Here is a 15,775-nt window from a genome sequence, read left to right as displayed (position 1 = left end):
ACCGAGCGGGCGGCGTCCGTGAGCACCCGTGAGGGCTCGGCCCAGGCCGGACGCGCCTGATCCTCTGGATCAACAGGCGCCTGGAGGCGTGGTGGCACTCAGGAGCACGCCTGGTCCTCGTGACAGGCAGGCTCCCCCGCAGGCGAGGCAGATCGAGCGGTCGGCGTCCGCGAGCGCTTGCGAACGCTCGGCCCGGGCCGGGCGCGCCGGACCTTCGGGGCCGGCAAGCGCTTCCGCAGGCGCGGTGATGCTCGGAAACGCGCCTTAGCCCTCAGATCAGCAGGCGCGACTGGAGGCGCGGTCGCGCTCGGGAGCGCGTCTGATCCTCGGGATCAGCAGGCGCGGTCGCGTTCGGGAGCGCGTCTGGTCCTCTGGACCGGCAGGTGCTCCGGGGGCGTGGTCGGCGCTTGGGGGGCGCGGGTGCCGATCTCACGGTCGTGGGCCGCCCGGGTGAGGCGGCGTAGAGATGGTCATGCCGCCGCGGTGGGGTGTGATCGTACGATCGTGCCGGTGATCTGCTGTGGGGCGCGGAGCAGGTTGAGTATGGGGCACACGCGCTCCACCTCGGCGTGCAGCCGGTCCAGTTCCTCGTCGGAGGCGGGCGAGTCGATCAGCACCTCGTAGCGGAAGTCGTACGGGTGGACCGGGACACCGCTCTCGCCCGGTTGCTGGGCTCTGGGATCGTACGAGGCCCGTACGTCCACCTCCAGGGCGTCCAGAGGCACTTCCAGCTCGGCCGCCTTGATCAGGAAGATGTGCGTGACGCAACTGCCCAGCACGCCCGCCTGCAGCTCCGGTGACCCGGGGCCGAGGTCGTAGCCGGCGAAGTCGGGGCCGCTGTCGCTGAGGATCCGGTGGTCGCGGATGCGGATGCGCCGCACGCCGCTCCGGCCCTCGGCCGTGACGTGCGCGTGGAGGGGCACCGGGCCACTGGCCGGGGCGGCGCGGCGGGCCAGCAGGGCGGCGCGCTTCTGGGACAGGTACTCGCGAAGGGTGCTCATGCTCTCGTTTCCGGTTCAGTGCAGGGTGATGGGGCCGAGCGGGGTGGTGAGGACGGCGCGGAGCGCAGGCTCGGGGCCTTGTGTGACGTCGAGCGGGGCGCCGACGGCGGCGAGGTCGCGGCGGAGGGCGTCCGGGTCGGGGTGGGAGGCGGTCAGGGATTCCAGCTCCAGCTGTGGCAGCCCGGAGTCCGCCGGGTGCGGGGTGCCGCCCCAGTCGATGAGGAACGGCACCGGCCTGACCGCCGCCGGATCGTCCCGCCTGGTGAGCCGCCACTCCAGCAGGACGCCGCCGGGGGTGCGCCGGGACAGCGGCTGGACCTCGCCGGGGTCGTAACCCTTCTCGCGCGCCCTCCGGACGGCCTCGTCGAGGTCGTCCGGCCTGATCGCCCAGGCGGCCAGGCGGGGTTCACGCAGGTTCTCCAGGCCGAACGCGCGCGGCCGGGCGCCCGGCTGGTCCGGGTCGGGGCCGATGATCTCCAGGTAGCGGCCGGAGCCGAGGCCGACGAGGTGGTTGGCCGTGCCGCCGGGATGGCTGCCGCCCGCCACCGGTTCGACGCCGGTCAGCGCGGCGAAGGCGGCGACGCCCTCCTTCAGGTCGGGCACCGCGTAGACGAGGTGGTCGATGGTCACTGGTCCTCCTTGACGGGTTCGCCGAGCGAGAGCATGAGCCTGTTGGCCCAGTTGAAGAACGCGGCGGCGTGGATGACGTCGCTGATGGCCAGGTCGTCGAGGCCGGCCGCGCGCAGCGCCTCGACGTGGGCCGCGCCGAGCTCGCCCGGGGTGGCCGCGACCGCCACCGAGGCGTCGATGATCGCCCGCCATCTGCCGTCCTGCGGGGCGTGCACGCCCTCGTCGAGCAGCCGCCGCACGTCGTCCGGCCGCTTGGCGTAGTGGGCGGCGAACCGCGCGTGCACCGACGCGCAGAACACGCACCCGTTGCGGCGCGACGTGGCGGTGGCCGCCAGCTCACGCTCGGCCCGCGGCAGCCCGCCGTCGGTGTTGTGGAAGATGTCGTTGTCGGTGTGCGTGCGCGCCTGCAGCACGTGCGGGTCACGTGCGAGCAGCAGGAAGTACGGCGACGCGGCGCGCGCCCGGTCGACCAGCGCCTCATGGTGCTCGTCGGTCAGCTCCTCCGCGCTCAGCGGCGCCAGCCACGGCGCCCACCCGAGCCGCTCCAGCGTGAAACCGCTCACGCCGCCACCCCCGTACGGCCGAGCAGCCGCAGCCCGGCCGCTACCCGGATCTGGAAGCTGAGGAAGGCGACGAGCTGTGAGAGTGTCACGATGCCGGTGGTGCTCCAGCCCGCCTTCACCAGCGCGCCGAGCGCTTCCCGGCTCGCCTCGCGCGGCCGGAACACGAGCAGGTGGGTGTGCTCGAACGCCGCGGTGAGGCGGACACCCAGCGCGCCGGGGTTCCGTACGCGATAGCGGAGTCCCTCGGCGCCGTCGGCGGGCAGGGCGGGGTCGATCCCGTACGGTCCGGTGGTGAGTCCGGCCGCGGTCTCGGCCCGTACGGTGTCCGCCAGGCGAGGCGCCAGCTCGGCCAGGCGCTCGGCGTAGAAGCGGACGGCGGGGTCGTCACGGTGCAGCCCGGCCACGAAGGCCGCGACCGCGTCCCGTTCGACGAGCGTGACCTCGGTCTCCGAGCCGGGCGCGAACAGCGCGTCGAAGGAGCACTGGGCGTGCTCACGGGCGGCGGGCCGCCGGCGACGCAGCCCGTCGAGCGGCGACCCGGGCGCGACCCCGGCCAGATGGTCGATGACGTCGGCGGTCATGTGCGGCTCGCTTCCTGGGCGGGGGTCCAGCCGAGCGCCGGGGCGACCTCGGTCGCGAGGAGCTCGATGGAGCGGAGGATGAGAGGGTGCGGCGGGTCGACCGAGTGGACCTGGAGGACCAGGTCGGTCGCCCGGTCGAGGGTCGGGTCGGCGCGCAGGCTGTCGATGACGTCCTGCGGGGTGCCGACGTGCACGTCGAAGGCGGCGATCCGGGTGTCGAGGCCGCCGTCCGGCAGCTCGAACGGCAGCCTGCCGCGGCCGAGCCCGCGTTCGGCCCAGCGCAGCGCCTCGGCCCTGCTGTCGGCCACGAACGCGGTCCGTGACGCCATGATCCGCGGGACAACGCCGGGCGGCAGGTTGTCGTGGTACGCGTCGACGATGGGCCGCTGGATCTCCGCGAGGGTCGCCTGCGGCCGGTCGGCGGGCCTGGGCTGGGTGCGGGAGAGCATGAGCCCGTGCCCGGCCCGGCCCGCGCGGGCGCCGCCGGCGGCGGAGAACGTCGCCTCCCAGACCGCGCCGGGCAGTCGCGGCGCCGGCGGGTAGAGCCGGTTGCCGCCGCCCAGGTCCGCGCCGGACCAGGCGGCGATGAGCACGGCGAGGTGCTCGGCGTAGAGGGCGGCCCGGTCGGCGCTGTCGTGGCCGAACGGGGCGAACGACGTGGGCGTGCCGCCGCTGCCCACCCCGACCTCGAGCCGGCCGCCGGTCAGCTGGTCGAGCACGGCGGTGTCCTCGGCCACCCGCACCGGGTGTTCGAGCGGCAGCGTGATGATGCCGGTGCCGAGCCGGATGCGGCTGGTAGTGGCGGCCACGTGGCCGAGGAGGACCAGGGGCGCGGGCAGGCCGCCCTCGTCGCCGTCGAAGTGGTGCTGGGCGACCCAGGCGGTGTCGAAGCCGGCGGCCTCGGCGTGCCGGATCTGCTCGGCGGCGAGCCGGTAGCGCTCACCCGGCGGCACGTCGTCGAGCAGCCGGGTGAAGAATCCGAGCCTCATCGCACCGGCTCCGGGATCGCGGCGAGCAGCTCACGGGTGTAGGGGGCGCCGGGCTCGGTGAAGACCTGCCGGGTGGTGCCTGATTCCACGATTCGTCCTTCGCTCATGACGGAGACGGTGTGCGAGATCTGCCGCACGACGGCGAGGTCGTGCGAGATGAACAGGTAGGTCAGCCCCAGGTCCCGCTGGAGCTGTTCGAGCAGGTCGAGGATCTGGGCCTGCACGGTGACGTCGAGGGCGGAGACGGCCTCGTCGAGGACGAGCACGCCAGGCTCGACGGCCAGCGCGCGGGCGATGGCGACCCGCTGGCGCTGGCCGCCCGAGAGTTCCCTGGGCCGGCGCCCGGCCAGGTCGCGCGGCAGCGCCACCCGGTCCAGCAGCTCGGCGACCCGGGCAGCGCGGGCCGCGCGGTCGCCAAGCCGGAAGTTGCGCAGCGGCTCGGCGACGATCTCGGCCACGGACTGGCGCGGGTCGAGCGAGCCGTACGGGTTCTGGTGGACGAGCTGCACGTGGCGGCGGAACCGGCGGCCCTCGCCGGCTCCGGGGATCGTCACGGTGCCGGAGGTGGGCTCGGTGAAGCGCACCACCATGCGCGCCGTGGTGGTCTTGCCGGAACCGGACTCCCCCACCAGCGCGTGGGTGGTGCCGCGCGGCACCTCGAAGGAGACCCGGTCCACGGCGCGGAACGGCCGCCGGCCGAGCCGGAACTCCTTGACCAGGTCGTGGAGCACGATCGCGGGCTCGCGCGGGGCCGGCTCCGCCTCGCGGTACTCGCGTACGGACAGGGCGGGCGCGTCCCGCAGGAGCTTCGCCGTGTACGCGGCCTCGGGGGCGGCGAGGACGGCGGCCGTGTGGCCCTGCTCCTCGACGCGGCCGGCCTTCATGACGACGAGCCGGTCGGAGCGGGAGGCGGCCACGCCGAGGTCGTGCGTCACCAGCAGCACGGCCGTGCCGAACTCGGCGCGCAGGTCGTCGACGAGGTCCAGGATGCGCCGCTGCACGGTGGCGTCCAGCGCGCTGGTCGGCTCGTCGGCGATGACGAGCCTGGGCCGCAGGGCGATCGCGATGGCGATGAGCACCCGCTGGCGCATGCCGCCGGACAGCTCGTGCGGGTACTGGCGGGCCCGCGTCTCGGGGTCGGGCAGCCCGACGCGGGTGAGCAGCTCGACGACCTGCCGCCGGATCTCCCACCGGTCTCCCCGTCCGTGGATGCGCATGACCTCGCCGACCTGGGCGCCGATGGTCTTGACGGGGTTCAGCGAGTTGGCCGGGTCCTGCGGCACCAGGCCGATCTGGGCGCCGCGCAGCGCCTCCATCCGCCGCGCGGACCAGGTCGCCAGGTCGGCGTCGCCGAGCAGGATCCGCCCCCGGTCGACGGTGGCGTTGCCGGGCAGCAGGCCGATGACGGCGTGCGCGGTGGTCGACTTGCCGGAGCCCGACTCGCCGACGAGGGCCACGACCTCGCCCGGATCGACGGTGAACGAGATGCCCTCCACCGCGCGCCGCCCGTCGTAGGAGACGGCGAGATCGCGTACGTCGAGCAGGCTCATGGGGTGTCCTTCCCGATCGAGCGGCTGATCCGGCCGGCCGCGAGCACGACGGCGACCACGACGGCGCCCGGCAGCGTGGTCAGCCACCACGACGTCGCCAGGTAGTTGCGTCCTTCCGCGATGAGCAGCCCCCATTCGGGGGTGGGCGGCTCGGCGCCGTAGCCGAGGAAGCCGAGCGTGGAGATGGCGAGGATGGCCAGGCCGAACTGCAGCGCGGCCAGGGCGACGACCGGCCCGAGCGAGTTGGGCAGCACGTGCCGCCAGAGCACGGCCGGGTAGCGTCCGCCGCTGCCGAACGCGGCCTCCACATAGTCGGTGCGGCGCACCCGTACCACCTCGGACCGGGTGAGGCGGGCGAAGGCCGCGACCGATCCGACGCCGACCGCGATGGCCACGTTGACCGTGCCGGGACCGAGCAGGATGATCACCGTGAGCGCCAGGAGCAGGCCCGGGACCGACAGCAGGACGTCGACCAGCCGCATGATGGCGTCGTCGGCCAGCCCGCCGGCCGAGCCGGCCAGCACCCCGAGCAGGGTGCCGAGCAGGAGGCCGACGGCGACGGCGGTGAACGCTCCCGACAGCGAGTGCGCCGAGCCGTGCACCACGCGGGCGAACAGGTCACGGCCCACCGGGTCGGTGCCGAACAGGTGCGGTCCGCCCGGCGGCCGCAGCTTCTCGGCCGGCACGCCCGCGATCGGGTCGTAGCCGGTGAACAGTCCCGGGACGACGGCCCAGAGCAGCGCGACGGCGATCACCAGCCAGGCGGCGGCGAGCCCGAGGCCGACGCGGTTCACGGCGCCGCCTTCAGCCGCGGGTCGAGCACCGGGTAGAGCAGGTCGACGACCAGGTTGACGAGCACGAAAACGACGGCGGCGAGCACCACGACGGCGAGCATCACCGGCGTGTCCTGCGCGTTGACGGCCTGCTCGGTGAGCCGGCCGATGCCGTTGCGGCCGAACACCGTCTCGGTGACGACGGAGCCGGCGATGAGCTCGCCGAAGACGAGCCCCGCCATGGTGAGGGCGGGCAGTGTCGCGTTGCGTGCGACGTGCCGCCACAGGATCCACTGCCGCGAGGCGCCCTTGGCCGCCACCACGGGGACGAACGGCTGGGCCCTGACCTGGTCGACGGCGCGGGCGAGGACCTGGGCGATCGGCGCCGAGATGGGCACCGCGAGGGTCAGCACCGGCAGGATGAGCTGCTGGGCCGCGCTGCCGCCGATGACGGGCACCAGGCCGAGCCGGAACGAGAACACCTGGATGAGCAGGATGCCCAGCCAGAACACCGGCACGGACACGAACAGCGACGGCACCGACAGCAGCGCGCCCCTGATCCACGAGGACCTGCTGGAGGCGGCCGCGAAGGCGATGGCGACCGCGATGAGCACCGCCAGCCCGAATCCGGCGGAGGCCAGTTTGGCCGTCTCCGGCAGCGCCTCGGCCAGCCGCTCGGTCACCGGCGTGCCGGTGTCGATCGAGTAGCCGAGGCTGCCGCGCAGGAAGCCGGACAGGGTGTCGAGGTAGGTCGCCAGGGCGGAGGCGCCGCCGTCGTAGTGGGCGCGGATCTCCGCGATCTGCTGCGGCGACAGCCCCAGTTCGGGGTTCTGGAACTTGATCAGGATGGAGTCGCCGGGCAGCAGCCGCAGCAGGACGTACGCGGCGGTGAAGGCCGCCCACAGCACGAGGACCGCCTGACCTGCCCTGAACATGACGTATCTGGTCATCTAGCTTTTCCAGGTCGCGTAGAACCAGGGCCTGGCCACGGCCTCGAAGGCGATCCCGTGCACGTGCGGGGCGCCGCCGTAGACCTGCGGCTCCTCGAACAGGGGGATGGCGTAGGCCTGGTCGATCACGTAACGCTGGATCTCGCCCACCTTGGCGTTGCGCGCGGCGACGTCGGGCTCGGCGGACTGCTCGGCCAGCAGCCGGTCGAGCTTCTCGTCGTCGGACAGGATGGCGTCGCGGTTCTCGCTGTGGAAGTGGCTCTTGATGACGTCCTGGTCGGCGCGGCCCACCATGGAGTGCTGCAGGGGCGTCTTCTCGGCGTCCTTGATGTCGACGGCCTGGGTGCCGGCGTCGGCGGGGCGGATCTCCAGCTTGACCCCGAGCTCGGCCCACTGCTGGCCGATCAGCTCCAGCGTCTGCTTCGACAGCGGCTGCGGGCCGGCGACGAAGACGCCGAGCCGCAGCTTCCTGCCGTCCTTCTCGCGGACGCCGTCGGCGCCGCGGGCCCAGCCGGCCTTGTCGAGCAGCGCGTTGGCCTTGTCCGGGTCGTGGGCGAGCCGCGGCGACAGGTCCACGTAGCCCTGGGCGAGGTGGCTGAGCACCGAGGTGGCGACCGGGTAGCTCGGCGTGAACAGGGTGTCGACGACCTCGCGGGCGTCGGTGCCCGCCAGCAGGGCCTGGCGGACGTCGGGGTCCTTCAGGATGCTGTTGCCCGGCCGCAGGTAGAGGCCGTTGTTGACGCCTCTGGTGGGCTCGGCGTAGATGGTGAAGCCGGCGCTCTTGACGGTCTCCTCATCGTACGCCTGGACGTATCGCACGAAGTCGGCCTGCCCAGAGGTGAGGGCGCCGACGCGAACGTTGTCCTCCGGCGTCACGATTATCTTGATCTCGTCCAGGTACGCCCGGCCCTGGTGCTCGGAGGAGGGCGGCGCCCAGTCGTAGTCCTCGCGGGCGGCCAGGCGCACCTCCTTGTCGACGACCTGGTGCCTGACGGTGAAGGGGCCGGAGCCGGCGATGTTCTTGAGCTGGCACTGCTCCTCGTACGGCAGCGAGATGGTCTTCTTGGAGACCAGGCCCGCGCCGATGACGGAGGTGCCCTGGAGGAAGCCGGGCGAGGGCTTGGCGAAGTGGAACCGCACGGTCAGCCGGTCGACGACCTCGCTGCGCTCGTAGTTGTTGACGAACTCGGCCACCGGGAGCTTCAGCTTCTCGTCGCCGAGGCCGTACACGTCGAAGTTGGCCGCGACGGCCTCCGCGTCGAGCGGGGTGCCGTCGCTGAACGTCACGCCGTCGCGCAGGTGGAAGGTGTAGGAGGTGGCGTCCTCGCTCACCTCCCACCTGGTGGCGATCCACGGCTCGATCTCCAGGGTTTCCGGGTTCTGCCAGGTGAGCTTGTCGGTGATCTGGTTGAGGATGCCGCCGTTGGGATAGAAGCCCGCGGCCGGCAGGTAGAGGCAGGTCGGCGGCTGGTGCTCCAGGTAGGTGAGGGTGCCGCCGTAGACCGGCTCGCCCGCCGCCCTGGCCGCCCCGGCGGGGCCCGCACCGCCACAGGCGCCGAGCAGCCCCACGACGGCGAGCATGGCGGCGCCGGCCACGGCTGTGGATCGCAGTCTGGATCGTGACATGGGGAAATCGCCCTTCGAGGGAACGGAACGGGATAGAACCAAGTATAACCTACTGGAAAACCATGGAATAGCCACGGGGGTGCCCTCGGGTAAGTGGGCATGGCCGCTCTAGGAGGGCGCGGACCGGGCCATGACGTCCGCGAGGGTGACCTCGCTGAGCAGGGAGTTCTCGTGGTCGCGCAGGCGGGCCCAGATCGCGTCCAGGGGCGCGGCCGCCCGGGGGAACTGCCGGGTGGCCTGCTCGACCCCCTCGGTCACGCGGATGACGTCGGCCAGGGAGATCTCGGCGGCGGGCCGGGCGAGCCAGTAGCCGCCGTCGGGCCCGCGCTGACTGTGCAGCAGGCCGGCGCGGCGCAGCTGGAGCAGGATGTTGTCGCAGAACCTGCGGGGGATCTCCTGCGAGTCGGCGACCCGCTCGGCGTGCACCGGGCCGCCGGCCTCCGCGAGGGCGACCATGGCGGCGAGGGCGTACTGGGTGCGTGCGGAGATTCTCATGGATTCCCGTGCTGGTCGGAAAGGGCCCGGCTCCCGGAGGCGGGGGCCGGGCCCTGCGGGCGGTCCGGTGGGTCAGGCGGAGGCGGTGGGCTCCTCCTTGCGGAGCTCGGCCTCGTACGCGTCGACCGACTCGTTGGCCTTGTCCTTGCGGTACTCGCGCACCGAGTAGGTGATCGCGCCGGCCCAGAGGATGGCGATGGCCAGGAAGGCGACGGTCTGCACGCCGCCGGAGGCGTCGATCCAGTCGCTGCGCAGCAGCGTGCGCACGTTGGTCAGGATGATGAGGCCGCCCACCGCCGAGCCGAGGATGCGCGGCGGGATGTGGCGGACCAGCCACGCGGCGATCGGCGCGGCGATCACGCCGCCGGCCAGCAGCACGGCCACCCAGGCGAAGTCGATGTTCTCCGAGCCGATGCCGACGAGGAAGCCCACGCTGGCCGCGATCGCCACCAGGAACTCCGAGGCGTCGATCGACCCGATCACCTTGCGCGGCGCCAGCCGGCCGCTGGCCAGGATGGCGGGGGTGCCCACCGGGCCCCAGCCGCCGCCACCGGTCGAGTCCACGAACCCGGCGACCAGTCCGAGCGGGGCCAGGAACCGCTTGCGCAGCGGCTTGCCCAGGTTGCCCCGAGGCAGCCCGTAGGCGGTGAAGCGGACCAGGATGTAGACGCCCAGGGTCAGCAGGATGAGCGACATGACCGGGGCCGCCACCTCGGTCGAGAGGCTGGACAGGAACGTCGCGCCGGCGAACGCGCCGATCGCGCCCGGTACGCCGATCTTGCCGACGACCTTCCAGTCGATGTTGCCGAAGCGCCAATGGGAGATGCCCGAGGCCAGCGTGGTGCCGATCTCGGCCAGGTGCACGGTCGCCGAGGCCGCGGCGGGGTTGGTGCCGATCGCCAGAAGCAGTGTGGTGGAGGTGACGCCATAGGCCATGCCCAGGCTTCCGTCGACGAGCTGGGCCGCGAAACCGACCAGCCCGAGCAGGAGGAGTGCTCGCACGATCGACCCTTTCCGATAAATCCTACTTAACTTGTAGGGTTAATCCTGAAGCAGGGACGGGGCTCGGTCAAGCCCTAAATCCCTACTTTCTTGGACTGGATAACTGGCTTGGGGCGCGACCCGCTCCGCCCAGCCCGCGAGGATCTCCGGAAGATCGGGCAGCCGGGACTCCAGCACGGCCAGGCCAGGGGTGGGCACGGTGGCGCCCAGCTCCACCAGCAGCGGCCGCAGGTGGACCTCCACCGCCAGCGAGTGGGCCGGATCCCCCATGACCAGCAGCGGCAGCGCGACCGTGCCGGCCAGGGCCCGGGGCGGGAGCCGGTCCAGGAACGCCTTGAGCAGGCCGGTGTAGGTGCCCTTGTAGGTGGGACTGGCCACCACCAGCACGCTCGCCTCGGCGACCAGTTCCAGCGCCACCTCCACGTCGGCCGACGGGATCGGCGACAGCAGGTGCGGACCTAGTCCCGCCAGGTCGATGACGTCGTGCGGCGCCGGCAGGCCGACCCGCTCCCCGACCGCCAGCGCGGCCTCGACGGCCACGCCGCGCGTACGGGAGCCCTCCCGGGGGTTGCCGACCAGGACGACGAGGCTCATGCGGCCCTCCAGGGGATGAGGCGGCTCAGCCGGCTCCGGGGCGCGGGGGCCTCGTCGAGCTCCACTTCGTCGTCCGGCAGGTCGTACCAGTGGACGTCGCCGGGGTAGTCGTGCTCTGGCATGAGTTATTCCTATCTGAAATACATGAAATACGCGCTATAGGGCCGCGGGCGGCACCGGGATGGCGGGGAACGGGTTGTCGGGGAGGAGGATGACGCGCCGCGCGTGCTCGACGGCGTCCAGATGGAGCAGCGCGGCCCCGATGCCGGCCCCGCCGACCAGGTAACCGGTGTCGGCCGTCACCTCGGCGGGCCGCAGCCGCCGGTAGGCCTGATACCAGCGGTAGCCCCGCCCGTCGTGGTCGGTGGCCCGGCTGATCAGGTCGTCGGCCAGCGAGCGGGCGAAGGTCAGGTGCGCGCGCCGCCCGGTCGCCGCCCACAGGCCGACGAAGAGCTCGACCAGGCCCGCCGTGCCGCAGCACTGGCAGGCCACGTTCCAGTACCCGTCGGTGCGGCGGCGCGGCACTCCGCTCCGCACCACGCCGTTCGCGAGCCGCTCCACCCACTCCAGGTCGCCCGGGTCGCCGTCCACCCGGTGCAGCTCGTAGAACATCCGCGCCACGCCGGCCGACCCCGAGCAGAAGCCGAGGTAGTGCAGCTGCCTGGCCTGCGGCACGTGGTGCGGGACGACCGCGCACTGACCGGTCACGACGCTGAGCTCGCGGACGAAGCCGGCGCCCCGGCGCGCGGCCCGGAGGAAGACCTCCTCCCCCGTCACCCCGTACAGGCGGGCGAGCAGGAAGGCGGTGCCCGCGGTGCCGGCCAGGAAGCCCGGCGTGACCGCGTCCAGCGGCAGGTCGGCGCAGGCGCCGAAGCGGTGGCCCGGCACGGGCAGCGCGGCGATGCGCAGCCCGGCCTCGACGGCCGCCTCCTCGTACGCGGGCGCGCCGAAGTGGGCGGCGGCGCGCAGCAGGCCGAGGACGATGCCGCCGTCGCCGCGCTGGGCCGGCTCGCGGGACCAGCCGACGCCGTCGCCGCCTTCGCGCCCTCTGCGGACGAGTTCGTCGGCGATGGCCGCCGCCTCCACCTCGAACAGGTCGTCACCGAGCGCCCACCCGGCCTCCATGAGCGCGACCATGGTGCCGGTCAGCCCGTGGTACAGGGTGGGGTCGCGCTGCTCGCGCCAGGTGGCGGCGAGCCTGCGGGCGCCGGCCCGGGCGTCCTCCAGGTACGCCTCGTGCCCGGTGGCGGCGGCCAGTTCCAGGAAGAACAGCACGATGCCGGCCGCTCCCGAATAGAGGGAGGACGACTCCGGGGTGACGGCCGATCTGCCGCGCGCGTCGGGGTTGGCCAGCCAGTGCCTGCCGTGGCCGTCGTCCACGGCGGCGGAACGGATCCACCGGCCCGCCGAGATGGCGGCGGTCAGCGGGGAGTCGGCCCTGGTTCTCTGCGGGCGCATCTCATCCAGGCTCACGGCTAGATTATCCCATACTTTTGGTAGGAAAATAAGGTTACCGACGGAAGGACGATGACGATGCCCCTGCCGGACTTCCTGGTGATCGGCGCTCCGAAGGCCGGGACCACCGCCCTGCACGCCGCGCTCCGCGAGCACCCCGGGCTCTACCTGCCGCCCGTGAAGGAACCCAAGTTCTTCCTCACGGACGGCCCGCCGCCGGACCGCGGCGGGCCCGGCGACCAGCAGACCTACCGGGAGCACGTGTGGCGCAGAGCCGACTACGAGGCGCTGTTCGCCGCCGCGCCGCCGGGCGCGGCGCGCGGCGAGGCCACCCCCTTCTACCTCTACGACCTGGACGCGCAGCGCCGCATCCACGCGGCGATCCCGCACGCGCGGCTCATCGCGATCCTGCGCGACCCGGTGGAGCGGGCGCACTCCAACTGGACCCACCTGTGGTCGGCGGGGCTGGAGCCGATCGGCGACGTGGTGCGCGCGTGCGCCGCCGAGGAGCGGCGCGTCGCGGCCGGCTGGGCGCACTTCTGGCACTACGTCCGGCTGGGCAGGTACGGCGAGCAGCTCGCCCACCTGTTCACCCTGTTCCCGCGCGAGCAGGTGCTGGTCTTCCGCTACCGCGACCTGGTCGACCGGCCGGCGCACACGCTGGACCGCATCTGCGCCTTCCTCGGCGTGGAGCAGGGCCTGCTGACCGAGGCGCCGAGGGAGAACGTGACCGCGCACCCGGACGCGGGCGGCAGGCACCTGCTGCTCGCCGCGGCCCTGCGGGCGCTGGCCCGCACCGGCCGCGCGCTCCCCTACGGGCTGGCGCGGGCGCTGACGGAGCCGGTGGAGCACCTGCTGCAACGGCGGTCCGCCGCCCGCCGCCCGCTGACCTGGGAGCAGCGGCAGCAGCTCATCCCGCGCTTCGCCGACGACATCGAGCTGCTGCAGCGCGTCACCGGCGAGGACTTCGGCGACTGGGTGCGCCCCAGGGAGCGTTCGGGCGGGCAGGTCGGCGTGCGGCCGGACGGCCAGCGCCAGGCCCGCAACGGCCGCCCGGTGATCGGCTGATCACGGGCCGGTGCCACGCCGGTCAGCGCCGCAGCTCGGTGCGCAGCTCGTGCGCCCCGTCGGAGCGGGTGTACTCGTAGTAGAGGCGGACGCCGCCGTCCGGCAGGTCGACCACGTCCAGGTAGCGGAGCCCGCCGCCCGCGTACGGCGAGGCGGCGAACGGCGCGGACCCGAGCGGGGTGAGCGCCGCCGGGTCCGTCCCGGCCGCGATGCCGGTGCGCTCCTCGTAGTTCTCCGCCGCGCTCGCCCTCCCGTCGTAGAAGGCGAGCACGCCGTCATCGGTGAAACGGACCGCGCTCACCCGGACGCCGCGCGCGTCCCAGCAGCCGGGACGGCCGGTCAGCGCGGTGCCGTGCCAGGTCCAGGCCAGGCCGTCGGCACTGGTGGCGTAGTCGGTGACCATCCGGTCCTCCTCCCCCGGCCCGGTCAGCGGGTGGCAGGAGGCCCACAGGTGCCAGGTGCCGCCCCGGCGGACGATCACCGGGTCCTTGACCCCGGTCTTCGGGTCGCCGGGCAGCACCGTGGCGCGCAGCCGGGGGTCGAAGGCCGCCGGGGCCGCGGCCTCCAGCACCTCCACCCGCCAGTGCTTGCTCCCGTAGGTGGCACAGCTCAGGTAGAGCCGCCAGCGCCCGTCCTCCGTCGTCGTCAGCCACGGGCGCTCCAGGGACTCGGCGTCCATCTCGTCCCTGGTGATGGTCAGCAGGGTCTCGAACCGCTCGCCGCCTGCGGAGCGCGCCACCACGACGGCGTGGCCGCGCCCTTCCCCGACCGGCCTGCGCAGCCGGTAGGCGAGGTAGACGAACCCGTCGGCGGCCACCGCGCAGGGCGCGCCCGCCCAGTGGCCGTCGCCGGCGCCCGGCGGGACGACCGCGACCACCGAGCGGGCGGGATCGGGAAGCCAGGCCGCGGCGGCGTTCTCATCGATCGGCATGCGCCCGAGACTAGGCCCCGTACCGGAGGCGCTCATGTGGATCCACCCTCTCCTTGGCCAATCTATGTATTTCCGATTACTTTGCCATAGAACCGGCCGCGGAGCGCGGGATCAGGACGGCCCGGGACGCGACCAGCCGTCCAGATGGAGCACCTGGTCGAGCGGGACCCGGGGAGCGGGCTTGAAGGTGTCGCCGGTGTAGTAGGCGGTCGGGATGAGGGCGCCCTGCCGGACCTCCGCCGGCAGGCCGAGCAGCTCGGCGATCTCGCTCTCGTACGCCAGATGCAGGGTGGTCCAGGCGGTGCCGAGGCCGCGCGCCCGCGCCGCGAGCATGTAGCTCCACGCGGCGGGGAGCAGCGACCCCCACAGCCCCGCCTGGTTTCCCTCGGGGAACCCGCCGCCGGGCACCTCGATGCACGGGATGACCAGCACCGGCACCTCCCCCATGTGCTCACCCAGGTAGGCGGAGCTGTCGGAGATGCGCCGCTGCGTCGCCGCCCGGTCCGGGTCGTCCTGGAACAGCTTCCCGGCGGACGACCCCGACGCGTGGTAGGCGCGTACGGAACGCCCGTAGTAGTCGCCGATCCGGGCGCGCAGGCCGGGATCGGTCACCACGATCCAGTGCCAGCCCTGGCGGTTGCCGCCGCTCGGCGCCTGCAGGGCGATCTCCAGGCATTCGCGTACGAGCTCCGCCGGCACGGGCCGGCGCAGGTCGAGACGCTTGCGGACGCTGCGGGTGGTGGTGAGCAGCTCGTCGGGGCTCAGCGGCAGGATCGTCATGATCTCATCCTGTCAAAAACGACGTCCGCAGGTCATGCGAGCGCCTCCTGCCTGGCCGTGTAGCGGGAGGCGGGCCGGTCGAGGCCGTAGTGCAGCGCAGCGTGCGCCCCTCGTACTCGTGCCGGAACAGCCCTCTGGACCGCGGCTCGGGCACCACGTGGTCGACGAAGGAGGAGCCCGCGGACCGTGAGGCGCTCGCGCCTGGCCAGGTCGACGACGAGCCGCCGCCGGCTCCGCGCGCCCTCGGTGCCGGCCGGCACGTCGGGCAGCGGGCCGTCCAGGTCGTCCTCGGTCAGCTCGGTGCCGGTCATGGGGGAGACCTGGGTGAGCCCGTACGCGGGGATGACGAGGTCCTCCAGCTCCTTCTCCAGGCGCAGCGCCTCACGCTCGGTGGACCCGATGATCGGCGAGATTTCCGGCAGCACGAGGAGCTCGTCCGGCCGCCTGCCGTGACGGGCCGGCCTGCCCTTCACGTCGGCGTAGAACGCGCGCGCCTCCTCCAGCGTCTGCTGCGCGGTGAAGACGGCCTCGGCGTGGCGGGCGGCGAACTCCTGCCGTCCTCCGACGAGCCGGCCTGCACCAGCAGCGGGTGGCCCTGGAGCGGGCGCGGCGCGTTGAGCGGGCCGCGGACCGCGAAGTGCTCGCCCGTGTGGTCGACCTGGTGGATCTTGCCGGGGTCGGCGTACAGGCCGCGCACGCGGTCGCCCACGACAGCGTCGGTCAACTATTTCTCCTGGTTATACATGGATTGATTTTTACGAACTTGTGTTCGAGCATCAACTTGACG

At 73.1% G+C, this 15,775-nt stretch carries 19 protein-coding genes; 1 reads left to right on the top strand and 18 read right to left on the bottom strand.

What is annotated here, in order from left to right:
* Window positions 1-470: 470 nt before the first annotated feature.
* The 14 genes from KME79_RS25360 to KME79_RS25305 all read right to left on the bottom strand — a co-directional run bounded on the left by KME79_RS25360 (window position 471) and on the right by KME79_RS25305 (window position 12,227).
* Window positions 471-1,001 carry an OsmC family protein gene (locus tag KME79_RS25360; RefSeq protein ID WP_219546619.1) on the bottom strand — a complete coding sequence of 177 codons (531 nt, stop codon included), beginning with the start codon at window positions 999-1,001 and terminating at the stop codon, window positions 471-473.
* A gap of 15 nt (window positions 1,002-1,016) precedes the next feature.
* On the bottom strand, window positions 1,017-1,631 hold the full coding sequence (locus KME79_RS25355) for a VOC family protein (RefSeq protein ID WP_308249045.1): 615 nt from the start codon (window positions 1,629-1,631) through the stop codon (window positions 1,017-1,019).
* Entirely contained in the window at window positions 1,628-2,194 is a 567-nt protein-coding gene (locus KME79_RS45275; protein WP_308249044.1) for an alkylhydroperoxidase domain protein, read from the bottom strand. The genes KME79_RS25355 and KME79_RS45275 overlap by 4 nt, the downstream gene beginning before the upstream one ends.
* Window positions 2,191-2,775 (bottom strand): CMD domain protein, encoded by a 585-nt coding sequence (locus KME79_RS45270; protein WP_246640427.1) that lies wholly within the window; start codon window positions 2,773-2,775, stop codon window positions 2,191-2,193. The genes KME79_RS45275 and KME79_RS45270 overlap by 4 nt, the downstream gene beginning before the upstream one ends.
* Window positions 2,772-3,764 carry a putative FMN-dependent luciferase-like monooxygenase gene (locus KME79_RS25345; protein ID WP_219546618.1) on the bottom strand — a complete coding sequence of 331 codons (993 nt, stop codon included), beginning with the start codon at window positions 3,762-3,764 and terminating at the stop codon, window positions 2,772-2,774. The genes KME79_RS45270 and KME79_RS25345 overlap by 4 nt, the downstream gene beginning before the upstream one ends.
* Window positions 3,761-5,314 carry a dipeptide ABC transporter ATP-binding protein gene (locus KME79_RS25340; RefSeq protein ID WP_219546617.1) on the bottom strand — a complete coding sequence of 518 codons (1,554 nt, stop codon included), beginning with the start codon at window positions 5,312-5,314 and terminating at the stop codon, window positions 3,761-3,763. The genes KME79_RS25345 and KME79_RS25340 overlap by 4 nt, the downstream gene beginning before the upstream one ends.
* A complete protein-coding gene (locus tag KME79_RS25335; RefSeq protein WP_148031493.1) occupies window positions 5,311-6,108 on the bottom strand; it encodes an ABC transporter permease in 798 nt (265 codons plus the stop codon). Before KME79_RS25335 ends, KME79_RS25340 begins: the two co-directional genes overlap by 4 nt.
* Window positions 6,105-7,037, bottom strand: a complete 933-nt coding sequence (locus tag KME79_RS25330; RefSeq protein ID WP_219546616.1) for an ABC transporter permease — start codon at window positions 7,035-7,037, stop codon at window positions 6,105-6,107. Before KME79_RS25330 ends, KME79_RS25335 begins: the two co-directional genes overlap by 4 nt.
* The gene (locus KME79_RS25325) at window positions 7,038-8,663 is read right to left on the bottom strand and encodes a TIGR04028 family ABC transporter substrate-binding protein (protein ID WP_219546615.1); all 1,626 of its coding nucleotides are present in this window, start codon (window positions 8,661-8,663) and stop codon (window positions 7,038-7,040) included.
* Window positions 8,664-8,771: 108 nt separating this feature from the next.
* Entirely contained in the window at window positions 8,772-9,158 is a 387-nt protein-coding gene (locus KME79_RS25320) for an RrF2 family transcriptional regulator (protein ID WP_219546614.1), read from the bottom strand.
* 72 nt (window positions 9,159-9,230) lie between these two features.
* Window positions 9,231-10,160: a sulfite exporter TauE/SafE family protein gene (locus KME79_RS25315; protein WP_219546613.1), complete on the bottom strand. Its 930-nt coding sequence runs from the start codon at window positions 10,158-10,160 to the stop codon at window positions 9,231-9,233.
* 39 nt (window positions 10,161-10,199) lie between these two features.
* A complete protein-coding gene (locus tag KME79_RS25310; RefSeq protein ID WP_219546612.1) occupies window positions 10,200-10,754 on the bottom strand; it encodes an NADPH-dependent FMN reductase in 555 nt (184 codons plus the stop codon).
* Window positions 10,751-10,876, bottom strand: coding sequence for a hypothetical protein (locus KME79_RS46500; protein WP_271278875.1), 126 nt, complete (start codon window positions 10,874-10,876; stop codon window positions 10,751-10,753). The genes KME79_RS25310 and KME79_RS46500 overlap by 4 nt, the downstream gene beginning before the upstream one ends.
* A gap of 34 nt (window positions 10,877-10,910) precedes the next feature.
* Window positions 10,911-12,227: a lanthionine synthetase LanC family protein gene (locus KME79_RS25305; protein ID WP_308249043.1), complete on the bottom strand. Its 1,317-nt coding sequence runs from the start codon at window positions 12,225-12,227 to the stop codon at window positions 10,911-10,913.
* A gap of 54 nt (window positions 12,228-12,281) precedes the next feature.
* Between KME79_RS25305 and KME79_RS25300 the strand changes: the two genes are divergently transcribed.
* Window positions 12,282-13,277: a sulfotransferase family protein gene (locus KME79_RS25300; RefSeq protein WP_246640426.1), complete on the top strand. Its 996-nt coding sequence runs from the start codon at window positions 12,282-12,284 to the stop codon at window positions 13,275-13,277.
* 22 nt (window positions 13,278-13,299) lie between these two features.
* Here the strand turns inward: KME79_RS25300 and KME79_RS25295 are convergent, their stop codons facing one another.
* The 4 genes from KME79_RS25295 to KME79_RS47490 all read right to left on the bottom strand — a co-directional run bounded on the left by KME79_RS25295 (window position 13,300) and on the right by KME79_RS47490 (window position 15,712).
* Window positions 13,300-14,208: a glycoside hydrolase family protein gene (locus KME79_RS25295; protein WP_246640425.1), complete on the bottom strand. Its 909-nt coding sequence runs from the start codon at window positions 14,206-14,208 to the stop codon at window positions 13,300-13,302.
* Between the two features lie 111 nt (window positions 14,209-14,319).
* Window positions 14,320-14,988 carry a nitroreductase family protein gene (locus tag KME79_RS25290; protein ID WP_148031486.1) on the bottom strand — a complete coding sequence of 223 codons (669 nt, stop codon included), beginning with the start codon at window positions 14,986-14,988 and terminating at the stop codon, window positions 14,320-14,322.
* A gap of 32 nt (window positions 14,989-15,020) precedes the next feature.
* The gene (locus KME79_RS47495; protein ID WP_372452468.1) at window positions 15,021-15,461 is read right to left on the bottom strand and encodes a hypothetical protein; all 441 of its coding nucleotides are present in this window, start codon (window positions 15,459-15,461) and stop codon (window positions 15,021-15,023) included.
* Entirely contained in the window at window positions 15,458-15,712 is a 255-nt protein-coding gene (locus tag KME79_RS47490; RefSeq protein WP_372452467.1) for a hypothetical protein, read from the bottom strand. Before KME79_RS47490 ends, KME79_RS47495 begins: the two co-directional genes overlap by 4 nt.
* Window positions 15,713-15,775 lie beyond the last annotated feature (63 nt).

The sequence above is a fragment of the Nonomuraea harbinensis genome (assembly GCF_019396385.1).
GTDB lineage: Bacteria > Actinomycetota > Actinomycetes > Streptosporangiales > Streptosporangiaceae > Nonomuraea > Nonomuraea ferruginea.
Note: the sequence above shows the minus strand (reverse complement) of the source record. Positions and strands in the feature narration are given on the sequence as shown.